Genomic DNA, 18,372 nt, shown 5'->3' with positions numbered 1-18,372 from the left:
CATGGGCGACGACATCATCGACGTGGGACCGGATCCGCGTGCCGAGGGCCTCAAGGCCTGGGGCTGGGTCAGCTATGTGCTGCACGTGATCGTGGCGATTGCCGCGGTGGTGCCGGGCGCGCAGCCCAGTTTGGCGCTGCTGCTGCTGGCCCTGGTGATCGACCTGGTGAAGAAGGGCGACGCCGAGGGAACCTGGCAGGCCAGCCATTTTTCGTGGCGCATCCGCAGTGTGCTGTGGGCCGGCTTCTGGTACCTGGTGACGAGCCCGCTGTGGTTTTTCTTCCTGCTGCCCGGCATGCTGGCCTGGGGTGTGGTGTCGATCTGGTTCCTGTACCGCATCGTGCGCGGCATGGTGGCGATGAACGATGCAAAGGCGGTCAATGCCTGAGCGCAAGCCGCGGCAACCCCTGAATCTGGCCCTGCAGGGCGGGGGCTCGCATGGTGCGTTCACCTGGGGCGTGCTGGATGCACTGCTGGAAGATGGGCGGTTTGACCTGGATGGCATCAGCGGCACCAGCGCCGGCGCGATGAATGCCGTGGCGCTCGCCCACGGCTTCGCGCTGGCGGCAAGCCGGGGCAAGGAGCGCGAGGAAATCCACGTCAACGGCTGCGCGCTGGCCCGCGACACGCTGCGCAAGCTCTGGGAAGGTGTCGGCGCCCTCGGCGCTCTCATGTGGGGTGTGCCGCTGCAGGGCAATCCGCTGGTGAGCCTGATGACGCAGTGGTTCTCGCCCTACCAGACCAACCCGCTGGACATCAACCCTTTGCGCAATCTGCTGCGCGACACGGTGGATTTCGGACTGCTGGCGCATGAGGCCGCGCATGTGCCCAAGGTCTTTGTCTGCGCCACCAATGTGCGTACCGGGCGGGGTGAAATCTTCACCGGCAAGCGGTTGTGCATGGAATCGGTGATGGCGTCGGCCTGCCTGCCGATGATGTTCCAGGCGGTGCAGATCGAGGGCGAGTATTACTGGGATGGCGGCTACTCCGGCAATCCGGCGCTGCACCCGCTCATCTACCGCACGCAGTCCAGCGATGTGCTGCTGGTGCAGATCAACCCGGTGCAGCACAAGGCCGTGCCGGACAACGCCAGCGACATCATGGACCGGATGAACGAAGTCACGTTCAACGCCAGTCTGCTGGCCGAACTGCGCGCCATCGAATTCGTGCGCCGGCTGCTGGCCGAAGGCAAGCTCGACCCCAAGCGCTACAAGGACATGCGCGTGCACCGCATCGATGGCGGCGCGTCCCTTGCGCCCTTCGGCGCGGCCAGCAAGACGCGCGCGGACCTCATGTTCCTGCGCCAGCTCTTCGGTCTCGGGCGCGAAGAGGGCAAGCGCTGGCTGCACGCCCACGGCCACGATGTGGGTGTGCGCTGCACCGTGAAATCGGCGGACGACGCCTGACGGCAATTTCTGGAGACACACAATGCACCACGATCCGGATTGCATTTTCTGCAAGATCATCGAAGGCAAGATCCCCTCGCAAAAAGTACATGAGGACGAGCTCGTGTACGCCTTCAAGGACATCCATCCGTGGGCGCCCGTGCACTTTCTCATCGTGCCCAAGGAACATTTCGCGTCCATGGAGCAGGCGGGCCCGCAGCATGAAAAGCTCCTGGCCCACATGCTGCTGCTGGCGCCCAGGCTGGCGAAAGAGCAGGGCTGCAATCCGTATCCGGCAGGCGGCTACCGGCTGCAGATCAATACCGGCGCCGAGGGCGGTCAGGAGGTCTATCACCTGCACCTGCACGTCGTGGGTGGCTCGCGCCCCTGGTTCAAGGCGTGAAGCGGCATTGCTCGCATCGGGCTTGACCTAAAATCATCCTCTCACCTCAGGAGTTTTGCAATGGGTTCGTTTTCCATCTGGCACTGGCTGATCGTGCTGCTCATCGTCGTCATGGTCTTCGGCACCAAGAAGCTCAAGAACATCGGCTCCGATCTGGGCGGTGCGGTCAAGGGCTTCAAGGACGGCATGAAGGAAGGCGGCAACAGCGGCGACGACAGTGCCGCGGCAGCGCCCGCCGGGCAGGTCACGAATGCGGCTGCTGCCGAAAAGACCACGATAGACGTCGAGGCCAGGCAAAAGAGCTGAGCCGCCACGGATCGCCGGCGATGCTGGATATCGGCCTGTCCAAGATGGCGCTCATCGGGGTGGTGGCGCTTGTCGTCATCGGCCCCGAAAAATTGCCGCGCGTGGCGCGCACGGTAGGCACCTTGCTGGGCAAGGCGCAGCGCTACGTGGCGGACGTCAAGGCGGAAGTCAACCGCTCCATGGAGCTTGATGAGCTGCGCAAGATGAAGGACACGGTGGAAAACGCCGCGCGCGATGTGGAAAAAAGCGTGGCGACCACCGCCAGCGATTTTGAAAAGGACTGGAAGGATGCCACCGCGGGCCTCGCGGATTCTTCGGCCGACCCGTTGCCCGACGATCCCGCGGCCCTGGCGCTGGTCGTGCCTGCTTACAAGCGTCCGGACAAGCACTGGCGCGCCAGGCGCGGCGCCGTGCCGCACTGGTACAAGGCGCGCACTGGCATGCGCGCGCGAGTGCAGTCGGGCGCTGCGCGGGTGGCGCGCTTTCGTCCGCCCAAGCCCTATTGATTTTTTGCCAGGCCGCGTTTGCCTGCATGCCTGGCAATTTTGATGCGCGCTGGCGCATCACCTGAGACCCCATGGCCCAGACCCCCAATTCCGAAGACGAACTTGCCGGCACAGAACAGCCCTTTGTCGAGCACTTGATGGAGCTGCGCGACCGCTTGATCAAGGCGGTTCTGGCGGTAGGCGTGGTGGCTGGCGTGCTCTTTCTCTACCCAGGTCCTGGCGCGCTCTACGACTTTCTGGCCGCACCGCTGGTGGCGCACCTGCCGCAGGGCGCGACGATGATCGCCACCTCGGTGATCTCGCCGTTCATGGTTCCGCTCAAAATCCTGCTGATGGCGGCCTTCCTGGTGGCGCTGCCCGTGGTGCTCTACCAGATCTGGGCGTTTGTGGCGCCCGGGCTCTATTCCAACGAAAAGAAGATGGTGCTGCCGCTGGTGGTATCGAGCACCATTTTGTTTTTTCTCGGGGTGGCGTTCTGCTATTTTTTCGTCTTCGGGCGGGTTTTCGCCTTCATCCAGAGCTTTGCGCCCAAGAGCATCACGGCAGCACCGGATATCGAGGCCTATCTGGGCTTTGTGATGACGATGTTTCTGGCGTTCGGCGTGGCGTTCGAAGTGCCCATCGCGGTGGTGGTGCTCGTGCGCCTGGGCGTGATCAGCGTCGAAAAGCTCAAGCAGGCGCGCGGCTATTTCGTGGTCGCATCCTTCATCATCGCCGCCATCATCACACCGCCTGATGTGGTTTCGCAATTGGCGCTGGCGATTCCCATGTGCCTGCTCTACGAACTCGGCATCTGGGCGGCGCAGCTGTTTGTGCGCAACCATCCCAAGGAAGAGCCCGACGCCGAAAAGAACTCGGAATCGGCCACTTGAAAGGTGCGGCTGCGCGGTTCAGCGGCGTGAAAGCTGGCGCGGTCTTTTCACCGGCGTGACCGCCAGCTGCAACTGCCTGTCTCCGCGCTGCACCTGAAATTCCACTGCAGCGCCTGGCTTGAGCCCGGCGACCACGGACAGCAGCTGCGGCACCGAGTGCACCGGCTTGCCGGCCACCTGCTCGATCACATCGCCGGGCAGGATGCCGGCCTGCGCGGCGGGCCCGCTGTGCAGCACGCCGGTGATGATCACCCCCTCGCTGGCGTGCACGCCGAAGGTTTGCGCCAGCTCGGGCGAGAGCTCGTTGGGCTCCACGCCGATCCAGCCGCGCGTCACCTGGCCGTCGCGCACGATGCTCTCCAGCACCTGTCTGGCCGTCGAGACCGGAATGGCAAAGCCTATGCCCAGGCTGCCGCCGGTGCGTGAATAGATGGCGGTGTTGATGCCCATCAGATTGCCATTCACATCCACCAGCGCGCCGCCTGAATTGCCGGGATTGATGGCGGCATCGGTCTGGATGAAGTTCTCGAAGGTGTTGATGCCCAGCTCGCTGCGCCCGAGTGCGGAGACGATGCCGCTGGTGACTGTCTGCCCTACGCCGAACGGGTTGCCGATCGCCAGCACCCGGTCGCCAACCGCCAGCGCGTCCGAATCGCCCAGCACCATGACCGGCAGGCTCTCCAGGTCGATCTTGAGGATCGCAAGATCGGTCTCCGGGTCCGTGCCGATGACGCGGGCCTGGGCGTGGCGGCTGTCGGCGAGCGCCACTTGAATTTCGTCGGCGTCCTTCACCACATGGTTGTTGGTCAGGATGTACCCGTCCGGGCTCACGATGACCCCGCTGCCCAGTCCGGTTTGGGTTTGATTGCCGAACCGGCGCTGGAACAAGGGGTCGCCGTTGAACGGAATCCGCACTTCCTTGCTGGTCATGATGCTGACCACGCCTGGCGATGCTTTGCGTGCAGCGGGGCTGAAGCTCCCGGGCGCCGCTTCCTGCCCGGCATGGGGCTCTCTCGGTGCCTCGTGCAGCGTGATGCCGCTGGTCTGGTGAACCGCGCCGCGCCCGAGCCAGGCCGGTTGCAATGTGGCAATGACAAACCAGACGGCCATGCAGACCGTCACGGCCTGGGAAAAGAGGAGCCACAAACGCTTCATCGAGCACGCCGGTATGTCAAACCCGCATTGTCGCGGGTTTCCGGGGGCACAATGCCCCGCATGAGCATTGATCGACAGGAACTGCTGGCGCATTTTGATGCGCTACTGCAGCCCGCACGCTTCAAGGACTACGGGCCCAATGGCCTGCAGGTGGAAGGCAAGGCGCGCATCGAGCGCGTCGTGAGCGGCGTAACCGCTAGCCGCGCGCTGATTGACGCGGCGATAGCCGCTCGCGCCGATGCCTTGTTCGTGCACCACGGTCTGTTCTGGCGCGGCCAGGATGGCCGCATCGTCGGCTGGATGAAAGAGCGTCTGCAGCGCCTGCTAGCGCACGACATCAATCTGTTTGCCTACCACCTGCCGCTGGATGCCCATCCGGAGCTGGGAAACAACGCGCAGCTCGGCTTGCGCCTGGGTTGGCGGACAGAGGCGCATTTTGGCGATCAGGACTTGGGCTGCGTTGGCGTGGCGGCTTATGCCGATGCGGCGGCGCTGTCCAGCCATCTGCAGCAGGTGCTGGCGCGCCAGGTGTTGTTGGTGGCGCCGTCCGGGCTGCGGCCGGTGCGCCGCATTGCGTGGTGCACCGGTGGCGCCCAGGGCTTTTTCGAGGCCGCCATCGCAGCGGGTGCCGATGCTTTCGTGACGGGCGAAATTTCGGAACCCCAGGTTCATCTGGCGCGCGAAACCGGCGTGGCCTTCATCGCTGCCGGCCACCATGCGACGGAGCGTTACGGCGCGCCCGCGGTGGCGAGCCATGTGGCTGAACGGCTCGGGCTTGCGCACGAATTCATCGACATCGCCAATCCGGCCTGAGCCATGCACCGCAAGCCGACGTTCCCCATCGCCATCACTCAGGGTGATCCCGCAGGCATAGGGCCGGAAATCATCGCCAAGGCGTTTCGCGATGCGCCAGACCTGCTGGCCGGCTGCTTCGCCGTCGGCACTGTGGCGTGCCTGCGGCGTGCGGCAGCCTGCATTGAGCGATCCGGCGCGCCTTCGCTGCCCGTCGCCGTTTTGGACTCATTGGCAGAAGCGGGAGAGATGCCGCCGCGCTGCCTGCCGGTGTGGCCTCTGGCAGGCTTGCATGGCGGTGCTCAGTGGGGGCGCAGCAGTGCACAGGCAGGCGGCGATGCGGCTGCCTGCGTGGTCTGGGCGGCGCGCGCCGCGCTGCGCGGCGAAGTGGCGGCGATGGTGACGGCCCCGTTGAACAAGGAATCACTTGCCGCCGCAGGGGTGGCCTACCCAGGGCATACCGAACTGCTGCAGGCAGAGGCCGCCCGCCATGCGGGCGTGGCACTGGCGCAGATGCCGGTACGCATGATGCTGGCCAATGATGAGTTACGCACCGTCCTGGTGAGCATCCATGTTTCCCTGCGCGATGCCATCGCCGCCGTGACGCGGGAAAACGTGCTGCAGACCTTGCGCATCACCCATGCTGCACTCAGCAGGAGCCTGGGCCACGCACCGCGCATTGGCGTGGCCGGCCTCAATCCCCACGCGGGCGAAGGAGGCCTGTTCGGCCGCGAGGAAATCGACGTGATTGCTCCTGCAATTGAAGCTGCCAGGGCAGATGGAATATGTGCCGACGGCCCCTTTGCACCGGATACCGTTTTCATGCGCGCGCGCCACGCCATGGATCGGCAGGGTGAATTCGACGTGGTGGTGGCGATGTACCACGACCAGGGGCTGATCCCGGTCAAGTATCTGGGCGTCGAGCGCGGCGTGAATGTCACGCTGGGGTTGCCGCTGGTGCGCACCAGCCCCGATCACGGCACCGCCTTTGATATTGCCGGCAAGGGGATTGCCGATGCCGGCAGCCTGATCGAGGCGGTGAGAATGGCCAGGGCCCTGAGCGCTCGGCCCTGAACGTTGGCGGCAACGCGCAACGTCCGACGCTCGGCGCTCAGCTTTTCTTCAGGCTGTCCCGGATTTCGCGCAGCAGCACGACGTCCTCGGGTGTCGGAACTGGCTCCGCCGGGGCCGCGGGTGCCTCTTTCTTGAGCCGGTTGATCTGCTTGACCATCATGAAAATGATGAACGCTAGGATGATGAAATTCACGAGTATGGTGATGAAGCTGCCATAGGCGAAGACGGCACCGCCTTTCTTGGCTTCTTCCAGCGTCAGGCCGGCAGCCTGTCCGGCCAGGGCAATGTAGTAATTTGAAAAGTCCAGTCCGCCCGTGGCCTTGCCGACCAGCGGCATGATCAGGTCGCCGACGATCGAATCGACGATCTTGCCGAATGCGGCGCCGACGATGACACCGACGGCGAGATCGATCGCGTTGCCCTTGACGGCGAATTCTTTGAATTCCTGCATCATGCTCATGGTGTGTGACTCCTTGTGGTGGTTCCGGGGGGTGAAGTATCGCGCGTCTTTGGAACTTTGATAGCGCCGGAACGGGCAGCAGCGTCCGCTACAATTTACGGTTGACCGGCATACAGATTGATGCACGCAGGTCGACGTACAGCAAGGAATCCCATGAGTGAAACTCCGATCGACTCCAGCAAGCGCACTTGGCTGATCGCTACCAGTTGCGCTGGCGCGGTGGGTGGCGTGGCCACAGCCGTTCCTTTCGTGAGCAGTTTTGAGCCTTCAGAGAAGGCCAAGGCCGCCGGTGCTGCGGTGGAGGTCGATATTTCGGCCATGAAAGAGGGCGAGAAGCTCACCGTCGAATGGCGTGGCAAGCCGGTATGGATCGTCAAGCGCACCAAGGAAGAGCTTGATGCGCTGCCCAAGCACGATGGCGAACTGGCCGACCCGGAATCCAAGCGCCATCCGGACGAATTCACGCCGCCCTATGCGCGCAACGAATGGCGCTCCATCAAGCCCGAATACCTGGTGGTGATTGGCATCTGCCCCCATTTGGGATGCTCTCCCACCGATAAGTTCACCACCGGCGCGCAGCCCTCGCTGCCCAACGACTGGCCGGGCGGCTGGCTGTGTCCGTGCCACGGCTCCACGTTCGACCTGGCCGGCCGTGTTTTCAAGAACAAGCCGTCGCCGGACAATCTGCCGGTGCCTCCGCATATGTACCTGTCGGACACCAGGCTTCTGATTGGTGACGACACGAAGAAGGCTTGAGGGGATACACATGGCTGCTTATCGCGAATTCAAGCAAATTTCGCCCAACGCCTCTGCGACGGCGAAGCTCACCAACTGGCTGGAAAACCGTTTCCCGACGGCGTTTGACGCCTACAAGGTGCACATGTCGGAGTACTACGCTCCGAAGAATTTCAACTTCTGGTACATCTTCGGTTCACTTGCGCTGCTGGTGCTGGTGATCCAGATCGTCACCGGCATCTTCCTCGTGATGCACTACAAGCCGGATGCCGCCAAGGCGTTCGAGTCGGTCGAATACATCATGCGCGACGTGCCCTGGGGCTGGCTGATCCGCTACATGCACTCCACCGGAGCATCGGCCTTCTTCGTGGTGGTGTATCTGCACATGTTCCGCGGCCTGCTCTACGGCAGCTACCGCAAGCCGCGTGAACTGGTCTGGCTGTTTGGCTGCGCGATCTTCCTGGCGCTGATGGGCGAGGCCTTCATGGGCTACCTGTTGCCCTGGGGCCAGATGTCGTACTGGGGCGCCCAGGTGATCGTGAACCTGTTCTCCGCCATCCCGTTCATCGGCCCCGATCTGTCCATCTTCATCCGCGGCGATTACGTGGTGGGGGATGCCACGCTGAACCGCTTCTTCAGCTTCCACGTGATCGCCGTGCCGCTGGTGCTGCTGGGCCTGGTGGTGGCGCATTTGCTGGCGCTGCATGACGTGGGCTCCAACAACCCTGACGGCATAGAGATCAAGGGCCCGGGCAAGCCGATGGATGAAAAGGGGCATCCGCTCGATGGCGTGCCTTTCCATCCGTATTACACGGTGCACGACATCTTCGGCGTCGGGTTGTTCCTGTTTGTCTTCTCGGCCATCGTGTTCCTGGCGCCCGAAATGGGTGGCTATTTCCTGGAGGCCAACAACTTCATTCCGGCCGATCCGCTGAAGACGCCGTCGCATATCGCGCCGGTCTGGTACTTCACGCCTTTCTATTCGATGCTGCGTGCCGTGACCAGCGAAATGATGTATGCGCTCATCGCCTGCGTGGTGCTGGGTGTGGGTTATGGCGTGTTGAAGTCCAAACTGGCCGGGGTGCTCAAGGGCGCAGTGGCGGTGGCAGGCGTCATCGTGATTGCACTGATGCTGACCATCGACGCCAAGTTCTGGGGTGTGGTGACGATGGGTGCTGCCGTGGTCATCCTGTTCTTCCTGCCCTGGCTTGACTGCAGCCCGGCACGCTCCATTCGCTACCGGCCAAGCTGGCACAAGTGGCTGTATGTGATCTTCGTCATCGTTTTCTTCGTTCTGGGCTACCTCGGAATGCTGGCGCCCTTTCCGCTGGGCGAGCGCGTATCCCAGGTGGGGACGCTCTTTTACTTCGGTTTCTTCCTGCTGATGCCATGGTGGAGCCGCCTGGGCGAATCCAAGCCAGTGCCTGAGCGCATCAACTTTGTTGCGCACTGAGCTGGAGAAAGACAATGAAAAAATTCATTCTTGCATTGATCGCAACCATCGGCTTGGCTGCAGGCGTCCAGGCGTCCACTGGCGGGTTCCCTCTCGACAAGGCGCCGGTGAATCTGACGGACAATGCCTCGCTGCAGCGCGGCGCCCGCACTTTCGTCAACTACTGCCTGAGCTGCCATTCGGCCGCTTACATGCGCTACAACCGGTTGACCGACATTGGCCTGACCGAGCAGCAGATCAAGGACAACCTTTTGATCACCACCGAAAAGGTGGGTGACACCATGGTGGCGGCGATCAACCCCAAGGAAGCCAAGGACTGGTTTGGAGGCAATCCGCCAGACTTGACGGTCATCGCACGTTCGCGCGCCGGCAACGGCGGCTCCGGCGCCGATTACCTCTATACCTTCCTTCGCACCTTCTATCGGGATGACACCAAGGCGACGGGTTGGAACAACATGGTGTTCCCCAGCGTCGGCATGCCGCATGTGCTGTGGGAATTGCAGGGCGAGCGCGGCCCCGTCTATGAAGAAGTCGAGCACCACGGTGAGAAGGTGCATGCCTTCAAGGGCTGGCAGCAGCTGACGCCGGGCACGCAAACGAATCTCCAGTACGACCAGACCGTGGGCGACCTGGTCAACTACCTTCAGTGGATGGGTGAACCGGCGCAGCGGACGCGCGTGCGCGTAGGCGTCTGGGTGCTGATGTTCATCGCACTGTTCATTCTGATCGCGTGGCGCCTGAATGCCGCGTACTGGAAAGACGTCAAATAACGGCCTGTGCGCGTATTTGCACGGAAAATTGCATGAATGGGGAGTGGGCACCGGCGTGCCCACTCTTTTGATTTTGAGGAGTTTGCGCACATGATGGTGCTTTATTCGGGTACGACCTGCCCGTTCTCACACCGCTGCCGTTTCGTCTTGTTCGAAAAGGGCATGGATTTCGAGATTCGGGATGTTGATCTGTACAACAAGCCGGAAGACATCGGCGTGATGAATCCGTACGGTCAGGTGCCTATCCTGGTGGAGCGGGACCTGATCCTGTACGAATCGAACATCATCAATGAGTACATTGACGAGCGTTTCCCGCACCCGCAACTCATGCCGGGCGATCCGGTGGACAGGGCGCGCGTGCGCTTGTTTCTGCTGAATTTTGAAAAAGAATTGTTCGTGCACGTGCATACGCTTGAATCGCGTGCTTCCAAGGGTAACGAGAAAGCCCTGGAGAAGGCGCGCGGGCATATTCGGGACAGGCTCACGCAGCTTGCGCCGGTATTCCTGAAAAACAAATACATGCTGGGCGATGGCTTTTCGATGCTTGACGTGGCGATCGCACCCTTGCTCTGGCGCCTTGATTACTACGGCATCGAGCTCTCCAAGAACGCGGCGCCCTTGCTGAAATATGCAGAGCGCGTGTTTTCGAGGCCAGCCTACATCGAGGCATTGACGCCCTCGGAAAAGGTCATGCGCAAATAACGGGGGCTGCACCATGGATGGCGATGCGAAGGATGTATCCACACGCCCTTATCTTTTGCGGGCATTGCATGAGTGGTGTTCCGACAGTGGTCTGACGCCCTACATCGTGGTGCGTGTCGACGACTCCGTCCAGGTGCCGCGCGAATACGTGACGGACGGGGAGATCGTGCTGAACGTCAGCGATGAAGCGACGAGTGCCTTGCAGATTTCCAACGAATTCGTCGTGTTCAAGGCGCGTTTCGGTGGTAAGCCGCGTGACATTGCCGTGCCGATAGGCCGTGTATCAGCCATTTACGCACGGGAAAACGGGCAAGGCATGGCGTTCCCCGTGGAAGAGGGGCCAGCGTTGCTGCAGCAGACGCCGGATGCCTTGCCGCAACCCGCAGGCCTGCAATCGGTGAAAGACACCAAGGCACCAACCAAGCCGCAGGGTGATCCGCCCAAGCCTTCCGACCCCCATGGCCGCCGTCCAGCGCTCAAGCGCATCAAGTAGTTCTGCGGCATTTTGCACTGCTGGCGCCAGATAAAATGCGCCACCTGCCGGTTTAGCTCAGTTGGTAGAGCACCCGCCTTGTAAGCGGAAGGTCGTCTGTTCGAGCCAGACAACCGGCACCAGCCTGGATTTCATGGGCGGCCGGGCGGAGCCATGGATTGAATTTTTACCCGGATCGCGTTAATCTCGCACCCTTGTCCCTGCAGATGCGTGACCAGTGCAGGGGCTAGCTGCCTGATTTTGGTGGCGGCGGCGTTGCCGTTGACCAGCAGGCACCAAGCGTCGCCTTCAATGGGCCCTGGCGCAATTTGCGAGTGCAGTGGGGCGGGAATCAAGGCCTTCAACGATTGCAGGCGGGCGCCAGATTCGCGCGCCAGGCCGGCCAGCCGGGCGAGCACCGGCGATTCTTCGCTGGCTTGCTCCAGGGTGACCGCGTGGTGGCGACGTTGCATTGTGGCTCGAATGGACTGCAAGGAGCGTGCATTGTGCACCTGATCATTACCGATGTCCGCATGGCCCGTAGCCGCGTGCTGCGCGTGGGTTGGGCCCATGTGCTGGCCGTCGTGCTGCTGCTCACGCTCTCTGCCACGCTGGCCTGGCTCATGCCCAGGGCCGCTGTTTTGCCGCAGACCGTGATCGATCGCGCCGTCGCACGCTGGCCGTCTCCGGATCGGCTGATGGAGCAGCAGGAAAAGGCCGTGCGCAGCAGCATCGATGCCATGGCGCGCAAGGTGGGCGAGATGCAGGCGCGGCTGATGCAACTGGAATCGCTGGATGAGCGGGTGCGTGGGCTCGCGGGCCTGCCACCCGTGAAATGGGAGCCGCGTGCCGGACAGGGTGGCGTCCTGTTGGACGACAGGCCGCTGTCGAGGCAGGAATTGGGCGGCGTGCTCGATGATTTGGGTGCGCGCGCCAAGGCGCAGCACGATCGCATGCTCACCATTGAGTCGCGCCTGGTGGATCGGCAGGTCCGCACCGCATTGGTGCCTTCGCTGCCGCCCGTTCAGGATAGGCCCGTGGGTTCGCCGTATGGCACGCGCATCGACCCCATCAGCGGGCATGCGGCGCGGCATACCGGATTGGATTTCCCTGCACCGACGGGTACCGTGATTTCGGCGGCTGCAGGCGGTGTCGTGGTCACGCAGGAATTCCATCGCGAGTACGGCAACATGGTGGAGATCGCCCATGGGAGCGGGCTGATCACCCGTTACGCCCACGCGTCCAGGGTATTCGTCAAGGCTGGCGATCTGGTCCGGCAGGGGCAAAAGATTGCCGAGGTCGGATCCACCGGACGGGTCACCGGGCCCCATCTGCATTTTGAGGTGCTCAAGGACGGTGCGTGGCAGAACCCGGGCGATTTCCTGTTTGGCGGGCGCGGCAGGGCACCGGTACAGATGGTGGCGGGACGCGAACATCTGGTAGACGCGCCGCGACAGTAAAATGCGCCGTTTGGGCGTTGTTTGGTTGGCGAGCACCCTTTGCAGACACTTGCAATTGGCGCCAACAGCCTGCATCTGCGCTCGTTTTCTCTTTGAGGTCAAAGACCGCGTTGCCGCCGCATGGCGTGTGGGCGTGGTCGGATTCGCATGGGCACCAACTTTTTCACCAGAATCATCGGCAGCCGCAATGACAGGCTGCTCAAGCAATACCGCAAGACGGTCCAGCGCATCAACGTGATGGAGGCGGAACATGAAAAGTTGAGCGACGAGGCCCTGCAGGGCAAGACGCAGGAGTTTCGTGACCGCCTGGCCAAGGGCGAGACGCTGGACGCCTTGCTGCCCGAAGCGTTTGCGGTGGTACGCGAGGGTTCCAAGCGCGTCATGAAAATGCGCCATTTCGATGTGCAGCTCATCGGCGGCATGGTGCTGCACTACGGCAAGATCGCCGAGATGCGCACGGGCGAAGGCAAGACGCTGACGGCGACGCTGGCGGTGTATCTGAATGCCCTGGCGGGCAAGGGCGTGCACGTGGTCACGGTGAATGACTACCTTGCCGGTCGTGACGCGCAGTGGATGGGGCAGCTGTACAACTTCCTGGGCCTCTCGGTGGGCATCAACCTGCCCAACATGCCGCGCGAGGAAAAGCAGGCAGCCTATAACGCCGACATCACCTACGGCACGAACAACGAGTACGGTTTTGACTACCTGCGCGACAACATGGTGTATGAGACGCAGGACAGGGTGCAGCGCAGCCTGAATTACGCCATTGTTGACGAGGTTGACTCGATCCTGATCGACGAGGCGCGCACGCCGCTCATCATCAGTGGCCAGGCGGAAGACCACACCGCGCTCTACGTGGCGATGGACAAGGTGGTGCCGCTGCTCAAGCGCCAGGAAGGCGAGGCCAACGCGCGTACCGGCGAGGGCGTGGTCACGCCGGGCGATTTCACCGTGGACGAGAAGCAGCGGCAGGTGACGCTGACCGAGCAGGGCTTTGAAAATGCCGAGCGCATTCTGGCCAGCCAGGGTTTGATTGGCGATGGCCAGTCGCTGTATGCCGCTTCCAATATTTCGCTGGTGCATCACCTCTACGCGGCCCTGCGCGCGCACCATCTGTTCCATCGGGATGAGCACTATGTGGTGCAGGATGGCGAAGTCGTCATCGTCGATGAGTTCACCGGCCGTCTGATGTCGGGACGGCGCTGGAGCGAAGGTCTGCACCAGGCCGTCGAGGCCAAGGAAGGGGCGAACATCCAGGCCGAGAACCAGACGCTGGCTTCCATCACGTTCCAGAATTATTTCCGCCTCTACACCAAGCTCTCGGGCATGACCGGCACGGCCGATACCGAGGCCTACGAATTCCAGGACATCTACGGTCTGGAAACCGTGATCATTCCGCCGAACAAGCCGAGCAGGCGCGACGACCAGCTGGACCGGGTGTACAAGACCACGCGCGAGAAATACGAGGCGGCGATCGCCGACATCCGCGAGTGCCACGAAAAAGGCCAGCCGGTGCTGGTGGGTACGTCGTCGATCGAGAATTCGGAGATCATCGACGACCTGCTCGTCAAAGCCAAGCTGCCCCACCAGGTGCTCAACGCCAAGCAGCACGAGCGCGAGGCGGACATCATCGCGCAGGCGGGGCAGCCGGGCGCCATCACGATCGCCACCAACATGGCGGGGCGCGGCACCGACATCGTGCTCGGGGGCAATGTCGAGAAGCGTGTCGCCGCGCTGCAGGCCGATGAGTCCCTCGCGCCAGCGGAGCGCGAGCGCAAGATTGCCGACCTGCGTGCCGAATGGAAAGCCAGCAACGAAAAGGTGGTGGCACTCGGCGGCCTGCGCATCATCGCCACGGAGCGCCACGAGAGCCGGCGCATCGACAACCAGCTGCGTGGCCGTTCCGGCCGGCAGGGCGACCCGGGGTCTTCGCGCTTCTACCTGAGCCTGGACGACCCGCTGATGCGCATCTTCGCAGGCGACCGCGTCAAGGCCATCATGGAGCGCCTGAAGATGCCCGACGGCGAAGCCATCGAGGCGGGCATGGTCACGCGCAGCATCGAGAGCGCGCAGCGCAAGGTCGAGGGCCGCAATTTCGACATGCGCAAGCAGCTGCTCGAATACGACGACGTGGCCAACGAGCAGCGCAAGGTGATCTACCAGCAGCGCAACGAGATCCTGGACGCCGCCGACCTCTCGGGCATGATCGCCGCGATGCGCGATTCCAGCCTCACCGACGTGGTGCGCCAGTACGTGCCCGCCGAGTCGGTGGAGGAGCAGTGGGACCTGGCAGGGCTGGAAAAGGACCTGGCGGGCAATTGGCAGCTTGCGATTCCACTGGTGAAGGAGGTGCATGCCTCCGAAATTCTCTCGGAGGAAGACATCGTCGAGAAGGTGGTGACGGCAGCCCGCGAGTCCTTTGATGCCAAGGTGGCCCTGGTGGGTGTGGAGAACTTCCAGCGCTTTGAGCGGGCCGTGCTCCTGCAGAGCATGGACACCAGCTGGCGCGACCACCTCACGGCGCTGGATTACCTGCGCCAGGGCATCCATCTGCGCAGCTACGCGCAGGTGCAGCCCAAGCAGGAGTACAAGCGCGAATCGTTCGAGATGTTCCGCCAGTTGCTGGACCACATCCGCAACGAAGTCACGCGCGTGATGATGACGGTGCAGGTGCAGTCCCCCACGCAGGTGGACGAGGCGGCGCAGGCGGTCAGTGCCCGCAGCGAGAACGTCACCAACGTGACCTACAGCGCTCCGGGTGAAACCGGCGAGGCGCAGGTGACGGCGGCGGCCACTGCCGGCGCTGTTGCGGCGGCGGAGTTTCCGCGCGTCGGACGCAACGATCCCTGCCCCTGCGGCAGCGGCAAAAAATACAAGCATTGCCACGGCAAGCTGGCCTGATCGAGAGGAACACCGTGCCCGTGAATCTGAAGGCCCCCGTGGCCGAGCATCTGCATGCCGTGGCGGGACTGCGCATCGGCAGTACCGAAGCGGGCGTGCGCAAGGTCCATCGCAAGGATGTGACGGTGTTTCTGCTGGAGGAGGGCGCCGCCGTTGCGGGCGTGTTCACGCAAAACCGCTTTTGCGCGGCGCCGGTGCAGGTCTGCCGCGAGCATCTGGCATCAGGCAATGGATCGGGCGGCGGCATCCGTGCGCTGGTGGTCAACACCGGCGTGGCCAACGCGGGCACGGGTGAGCAGGGCTTGCTGGATGCGCGCCGCACCTGCCTGGAGCTTGCCGCGCAACTGGGCGTGCAGCCGCAGCAGATCCTGCCGTTTTCCACTGGCGTGATCATGGAGCCGCTGCCGGTCGATCGCATCGTGGCGGGCCTGCCTGCCGCGATTGCCGATGCGAAGGCCGATCATTGGCTGCGCGCGGCCGAAGCCATCATGACGACGGACACCGTACCCAAGGCCTTCAGCGCGCAGGCAGTGATTGGCGGCGCCACGGTGACCGTGACGGGCATCGCCAAGGGTGCGGGCATGATCCACCCCAACATGGCGACCATGCTGGGTTTTGTCGCGACGGATGCCGCGATGGCGCCCGAATTGCTGCAGCAGGCGGTGCGCACCCTGGCCGACCAGTCCTTCAATCGCGTGACCGTGGACGGCGACACCTCCACCAACGATTCCTTCATTCTGATGGCGACGGGCAAAGCGGCGCATGCGCCCATCACGTCGCTGGAAAGCGCCGATGGACAGGCGCTGATGGCCGTCTTGCGCAGCGTGGCGCAGCGGCTGGCGCAGGCCATCGTGCGCGATGGCGAGGGAGCGACCAAGTTCATCACCATCCGCGTGGAGCAGGGCTCCAGCGTGGAGGAATGCCTGAGGGCGGGCTATGCGATTGCCCATTCGCCGCTGGTGAAAACCGCCTTCTTCGCCAGCGACCCGAATCTGGGCCGCATTCTCGCGGCCGTGGGCTATGCGGGCATTGCCGATCTGGACCAGACGAAGATCGAACTCTTCCTGGACGATGTGCACGTGGCCACGCGCGGCGGGCGCAACCCGGCTTACCGCGAGGAAGACGGTCAGCGCGTGATGCGGCAAAGCGAGATCACGGTGCGCGTGCAGTTGGGACGTGGAGCGGCGGTGGATACCGTTTGGACGTGCGATCTGAGCCACGACTACGTCACCATCAACGCCGATTACCGTTCCTGAATCAATAGCTGCCGGCGCTTGCCTGGTATGCTTTGCAAGCCAAAATGACAGATAAACTGGATCTTCTCATCGCGCGTGCCGATCAGCTCATCGCACGCATCGAGGCCATCCTTCCCAAGCCCCTAGGCGCCCCCGACTGGAACGCCTCGATCGCCTGGCGCTACCGGCGCCGTGCCAGCGGCGGCAGCGCGCTCGAACCGGTGCGCCACGTGGCGAACCTGCAGCTGGCCGACCTGAAGGAAATCGAGCCGCAGAAGGAAAAGATCCAGCGCAACACCGAACAGTTCGTCGCGGGCAAACCCGCGAACAACGTACTGCTCACCGGCGCACGCGGCACGGGCAAATCTTCGCTCATCAAGGCCTGCCTCAACACCTATGCGGCCCGTGGCCTGCGTCTGATCGAGGTGGACAAGGCCGATTTGACGGATCTGCCGGACATTGTGGAAGTGGTGGCCGAGCGTCCCGAAAAATTCATCGTCTTCTGCGACGATCTGAGTTTTGACGAGGGCGAGCCGGGCTACAAGGCGCTCAAGAGCATCCTGGACGGCTCGGTGGCGGCGGCCACGCCCAATGTGCTGATCTACGCCACGAGCAACCGGCGCCACCTGCTGCCGGAGTACATGAAGGAAAACCTCACCTACACCCACACCGACGATGGCGAGGTGCATCCGGGCGAGGTGGTGGAGGAAAAGATCTCGCTTTCCGAGCGCTTTGGTTTGTGGGTGAGCTTCTATCCCTTCAACCAGGACGAATACCTCGCGATTGCCGCGCAGTGGCTCACGCATTTTGGCGCGGCGCCTGCCGCGATCGAGGCGGCGCGGGCCGAGGCGCTGCTCTGGGCCCTGGAGCGCGGCTCGCGCAGCGGCCGCGTGGCCTACCAGTTCGCGCGCGACTATGCGGGGCGCGCGCAGTGACGCGCGGCTACACCGAGGTGGCCGCGGGCATTCTGCTCGGGGCCGATCGCACCATGCTGCTGACCTCGCGCCCTGAAGGCAAGGCCTATGCAGGCTATTGGGAATTTCCAGGGGGCAAGCTGGAGGCGGGCGAGAGCGTGGAACAGGCACTGCGCCGCGAGCTGCAGGAGGAACTGGGCATCACGATCGCGGCGGCCCACCCCTGGAAGGTGACCGAGCACGATTACCCGCATGCGCTCGTGCGTCTGCACTGGTGCAAGGTGTTGGCCTGGCAGGGCGAGTTCGAGATGCGCGAAGGCCAGCGCATGGCCTGGCAGGCCTGGCCACCCACGGTGCGTCCGCTGCTGCCGGGGGCATTTCCGGTGCTTGAAATGCTGGCAGAGGAGTGGGGCGTGCCTTTTGATGCGGCGGCGCTGGGGGCGCGAATTCTCCTGAAAAAATAGCTGTTCTCGCATGCTGGATAAGCGCTGGAGCCGTATCTTTCTAGAATTTACGGTTGCTGCTTCGGGTCGCCGTAAGGCGCATCATCGGGCGGTGCTTCAGTCGGTATGCGAAAGTCCTCCGCCGCCCAGGCACCCAGATCGATCTGCTTGCAGCGTTCGCCGCAGAAGGGCCGGTAGCGGTTGGAACGGGCGAAGAGCGCGGGACGGCCACAGGTGGGGCAGGGCACGGTGATCGGTGGGTTTGGTGTGTTTTCAGGCGTTTCAGTCATATGCATAACAGGAAAATGTCGTTGATGGTCCGCTTCCCCTGTCG

Annotated in this window: 22 protein-coding genes and 1 tRNA gene; 19 read left to right on the top strand and 4 right to left on the bottom strand. The window is 63.2% G+C overall.

The window, feature by feature from the left end:
- Position 1: 1 nt before the first annotated feature.
- The 6 genes from K320_RS0105280 to tatC all read left to right on the top strand — a co-directional run bounded on the left by K320_RS0105280 (position 2) and on the right by tatC (position 3,472).
- Complete coding sequence (locus K320_RS0105280; protein WP_024537807.1) at positions 2 to 388, top strand: DUF4870 family protein; 387 nt, start codon at positions 2 to 4, stop codon at positions 386 to 388.
- Positions 381 to 1,406, top strand: coding sequence for a patatin-like phospholipase family protein (locus tag K320_RS0105275; protein ID WP_024537806.1), 1,026 nt, complete (start codon positions 381 to 383; stop codon positions 1,404 to 1,406). The genes K320_RS0105280 and K320_RS0105275 overlap by 8 nt, the downstream gene beginning before the upstream one ends.
- A 22-nt stretch (positions 1,407 to 1,428) precedes the next feature.
- On the top strand, positions 1,429 to 1,788 hold the full coding sequence (locus K320_RS0105270) for a histidine triad nucleotide-binding protein (RefSeq protein WP_024537805.1): 360 nt from the start codon (positions 1,429 to 1,431) through the stop codon (positions 1,786 to 1,788).
- A gap of 60 nt (positions 1,789 to 1,848) precedes the next feature.
- Positions 1,849 to 2,094, top strand: a complete 246-nt coding sequence (gene tatA, locus K320_RS0105265; protein WP_024537804.1) for a Sec-independent protein translocase subunit TatA — start codon at positions 1,849 to 1,851, stop codon at positions 2,092 to 2,094.
- 20 nt (positions 2,095 to 2,114) lie between these two features.
- Positions 2,115 to 2,600 carry a Sec-independent protein translocase protein TatB gene (tatB, locus tag K320_RS0105260; protein ID WP_024537803.1) on the top strand — a complete coding sequence of 162 codons (486 nt, stop codon included), beginning with the start codon at positions 2,115 to 2,117 and terminating at the stop codon, positions 2,598 to 2,600.
- Positions 2,601 to 2,671: 71 nt separating this feature from the next.
- Positions 2,672 to 3,472, top strand: a complete 801-nt coding sequence (gene tatC, locus K320_RS0105255) for a twin-arginine translocase subunit TatC (RefSeq protein WP_024537802.1) — start codon at positions 2,672 to 2,674, stop codon at positions 3,470 to 3,472.
- 18 nt (positions 3,473 to 3,490) lie between these two features.
- On the opposite strand, the gene K320_RS0105250 is transcribed toward tatC, so the two are convergent.
- The gene (locus K320_RS0105250) at positions 3,491 to 4,627 is read right to left on the bottom strand and encodes a S1C family serine protease (protein ID WP_024537801.1); all 1,137 of its coding nucleotides are present in this window, start codon (positions 4,625 to 4,627) and stop codon (positions 3,491 to 3,493) included.
- 60 nt (positions 4,628 to 4,687) lie between these two features.
- On the opposite strand from K320_RS0105250, the gene K320_RS0105245 reads away from it, so the two are divergent.
- On the top strand, positions 4,688 to 5,440 hold the full coding sequence (locus K320_RS0105245) for a Nif3-like dinuclear metal center hexameric protein (protein WP_029695832.1): 753 nt from the start codon (positions 4,688 to 4,690) through the stop codon (positions 5,438 to 5,440).
- Positions 5,441 to 5,443: 3 nt separating this feature from the next.
- Entirely contained in the window at positions 5,444 to 6,493 is a 1,050-nt protein-coding gene (pdxA, locus tag K320_RS0105240; protein ID WP_024537799.1) for a 4-hydroxythreonine-4-phosphate dehydrogenase PdxA, read from the top strand.
- 37 nt (positions 6,494 to 6,530) lie between these two features.
- On the opposite strand, the gene mscL is transcribed toward pdxA, so the two are convergent.
- Positions 6,531 to 6,953 (bottom strand): large conductance mechanosensitive channel protein MscL, encoded by a 423-nt coding sequence (gene mscL, locus K320_RS0105235; RefSeq protein WP_024537798.1) that lies wholly within the window; start codon positions 6,951 to 6,953, stop codon positions 6,531 to 6,533.
- A 153-nt stretch (positions 6,954 to 7,106) separates the two neighbouring features.
- Between mscL and petA the strand changes: the two genes are divergently transcribed.
- The 6 genes from petA to K320_RS0105205 all read left to right on the top strand — a co-directional run bounded on the left by petA (position 7,107) and on the right by K320_RS0105205 (position 11,228).
- On the top strand, positions 7,107 to 7,709 hold the full coding sequence (petA, locus tag K320_RS0105230; protein WP_024537797.1) for a ubiquinol-cytochrome c reductase iron-sulfur subunit: 603 nt from the start codon (positions 7,107 to 7,109) through the stop codon (positions 7,707 to 7,709).
- A 10-nt stretch (positions 7,710 to 7,719) separates the two neighbouring features.
- Entirely contained in the window at positions 7,720 to 9,141 is a 1,422-nt protein-coding gene (locus K320_RS0105225) for a cytochrome b (RefSeq protein ID WP_024537796.1), read from the top strand.
- A 14-nt stretch (positions 9,142 to 9,155) separates the two neighbouring features.
- Positions 9,156 to 9,911 (top strand): cytochrome c1, encoded by a 756-nt coding sequence (locus K320_RS0105220; RefSeq protein ID WP_024537795.1) that lies wholly within the window; start codon positions 9,156 to 9,158, stop codon positions 9,909 to 9,911.
- 90 nt (positions 9,912 to 10,001) lie between these two features.
- The gene (locus K320_RS0105215) at positions 10,002 to 10,613 is read left to right on the top strand and encodes a glutathione S-transferase N-terminal domain-containing protein (RefSeq protein WP_024537794.1); all 612 of its coding nucleotides are present in this window, start codon (positions 10,002 to 10,004) and stop codon (positions 10,611 to 10,613) included.
- A gap of 13 nt (positions 10,614 to 10,626) precedes the next feature.
- The gene (locus tag K320_RS0105210; RefSeq protein WP_024537793.1) at positions 10,627 to 11,106 is read left to right on the top strand and encodes a ClpXP protease specificity-enhancing factor; all 480 of its coding nucleotides are present in this window, start codon (positions 10,627 to 10,629) and stop codon (positions 11,104 to 11,106) included.
- Positions 11,107 to 11,152: 46 nt separating this feature from the next.
- Positions 11,153 to 11,228 (top strand) — tRNA-Thr (locus K320_RS0105205).
- 9 nt (positions 11,229 to 11,237) lie between these two features.
- Here K320_RS0105205 and K320_RS0105200 read toward each other — a convergent pair.
- The gene (locus tag K320_RS0105200; RefSeq protein ID WP_024537792.1) at positions 11,238 to 11,558 is read right to left on the bottom strand and encodes a hypothetical protein; all 321 of its coding nucleotides are present in this window, start codon (positions 11,556 to 11,558) and stop codon (positions 11,238 to 11,240) included.
- 33 nt (positions 11,559 to 11,591) lie between these two features.
- Here K320_RS0105200 and K320_RS0105195 point away from each other — a divergent pair, with 33 nt between their 5' ends.
- The 5 genes from K320_RS0105195 to K320_RS0105175 all read left to right on the top strand — a co-directional run bounded on the left by K320_RS0105195 (position 11,592) and on the right by K320_RS0105175 (position 18,059).
- The gene (locus K320_RS0105195) at positions 11,592 to 12,545 is read left to right on the top strand and encodes a M23 family metallopeptidase (protein ID WP_024537791.1); all 954 of its coding nucleotides are present in this window, start codon (positions 11,592 to 11,594) and stop codon (positions 12,543 to 12,545) included.
- 147 nt (positions 12,546 to 12,692) lie between these two features.
- Entirely contained in the window at positions 12,693 to 15,446 is a 2,754-nt protein-coding gene (secA, locus tag K320_RS0105190) for a preprotein translocase subunit SecA (protein ID WP_024537790.1), read from the top strand.
- Between the two features lie 14 nt (positions 15,447 to 15,460).
- Complete coding sequence (argJ, locus tag K320_RS0105185; RefSeq protein ID WP_024537789.1) at positions 15,461 to 16,702, top strand: bifunctional glutamate N-acetyltransferase/amino-acid acetyltransferase ArgJ; 1,242 nt, start codon at positions 15,461 to 15,463, stop codon at positions 16,700 to 16,702.
- Between the two features lie 44 nt (positions 16,703 to 16,746).
- Positions 16,747 to 17,616, top strand: coding sequence for an ATP-binding protein (locus K320_RS0105180; protein WP_024537788.1), 870 nt, complete (start codon positions 16,747 to 16,749; stop codon positions 17,614 to 17,616).
- Positions 17,613 to 18,059, top strand: coding sequence for an NUDIX domain-containing protein (locus K320_RS0105175; RefSeq protein WP_024537787.1), 447 nt, complete (start codon positions 17,613 to 17,615; stop codon positions 18,057 to 18,059). The genes K320_RS0105180 and K320_RS0105175 overlap by 4 nt, the downstream gene beginning before the upstream one ends.
- 47 nt (positions 18,060 to 18,106) lie before the next feature.
- Here the strand turns inward: K320_RS0105175 and K320_RS0105170 are convergent, their stop codons facing one another.
- Positions 18,107 to 18,328, bottom strand: coding sequence for a DNA gyrase inhibitor YacG (locus K320_RS0105170; protein WP_024537786.1), 222 nt, complete (start codon positions 18,326 to 18,328; stop codon positions 18,107 to 18,109).
- Between the last annotated feature and the right edge of the window lie 44 nt (positions 18,329 to 18,372).

Source organism: Comamonas badia DSM 17552 (assembly GCF_000484635.1).
Lineage (GTDB): Bacteria > Pseudomonadota > Gammaproteobacteria > Burkholderiales > Burkholderiaceae_C > Comamonas_C > Comamonas_C badia.
This window is presented reverse-complemented; position numbering and strand designations above follow the sequence as displayed.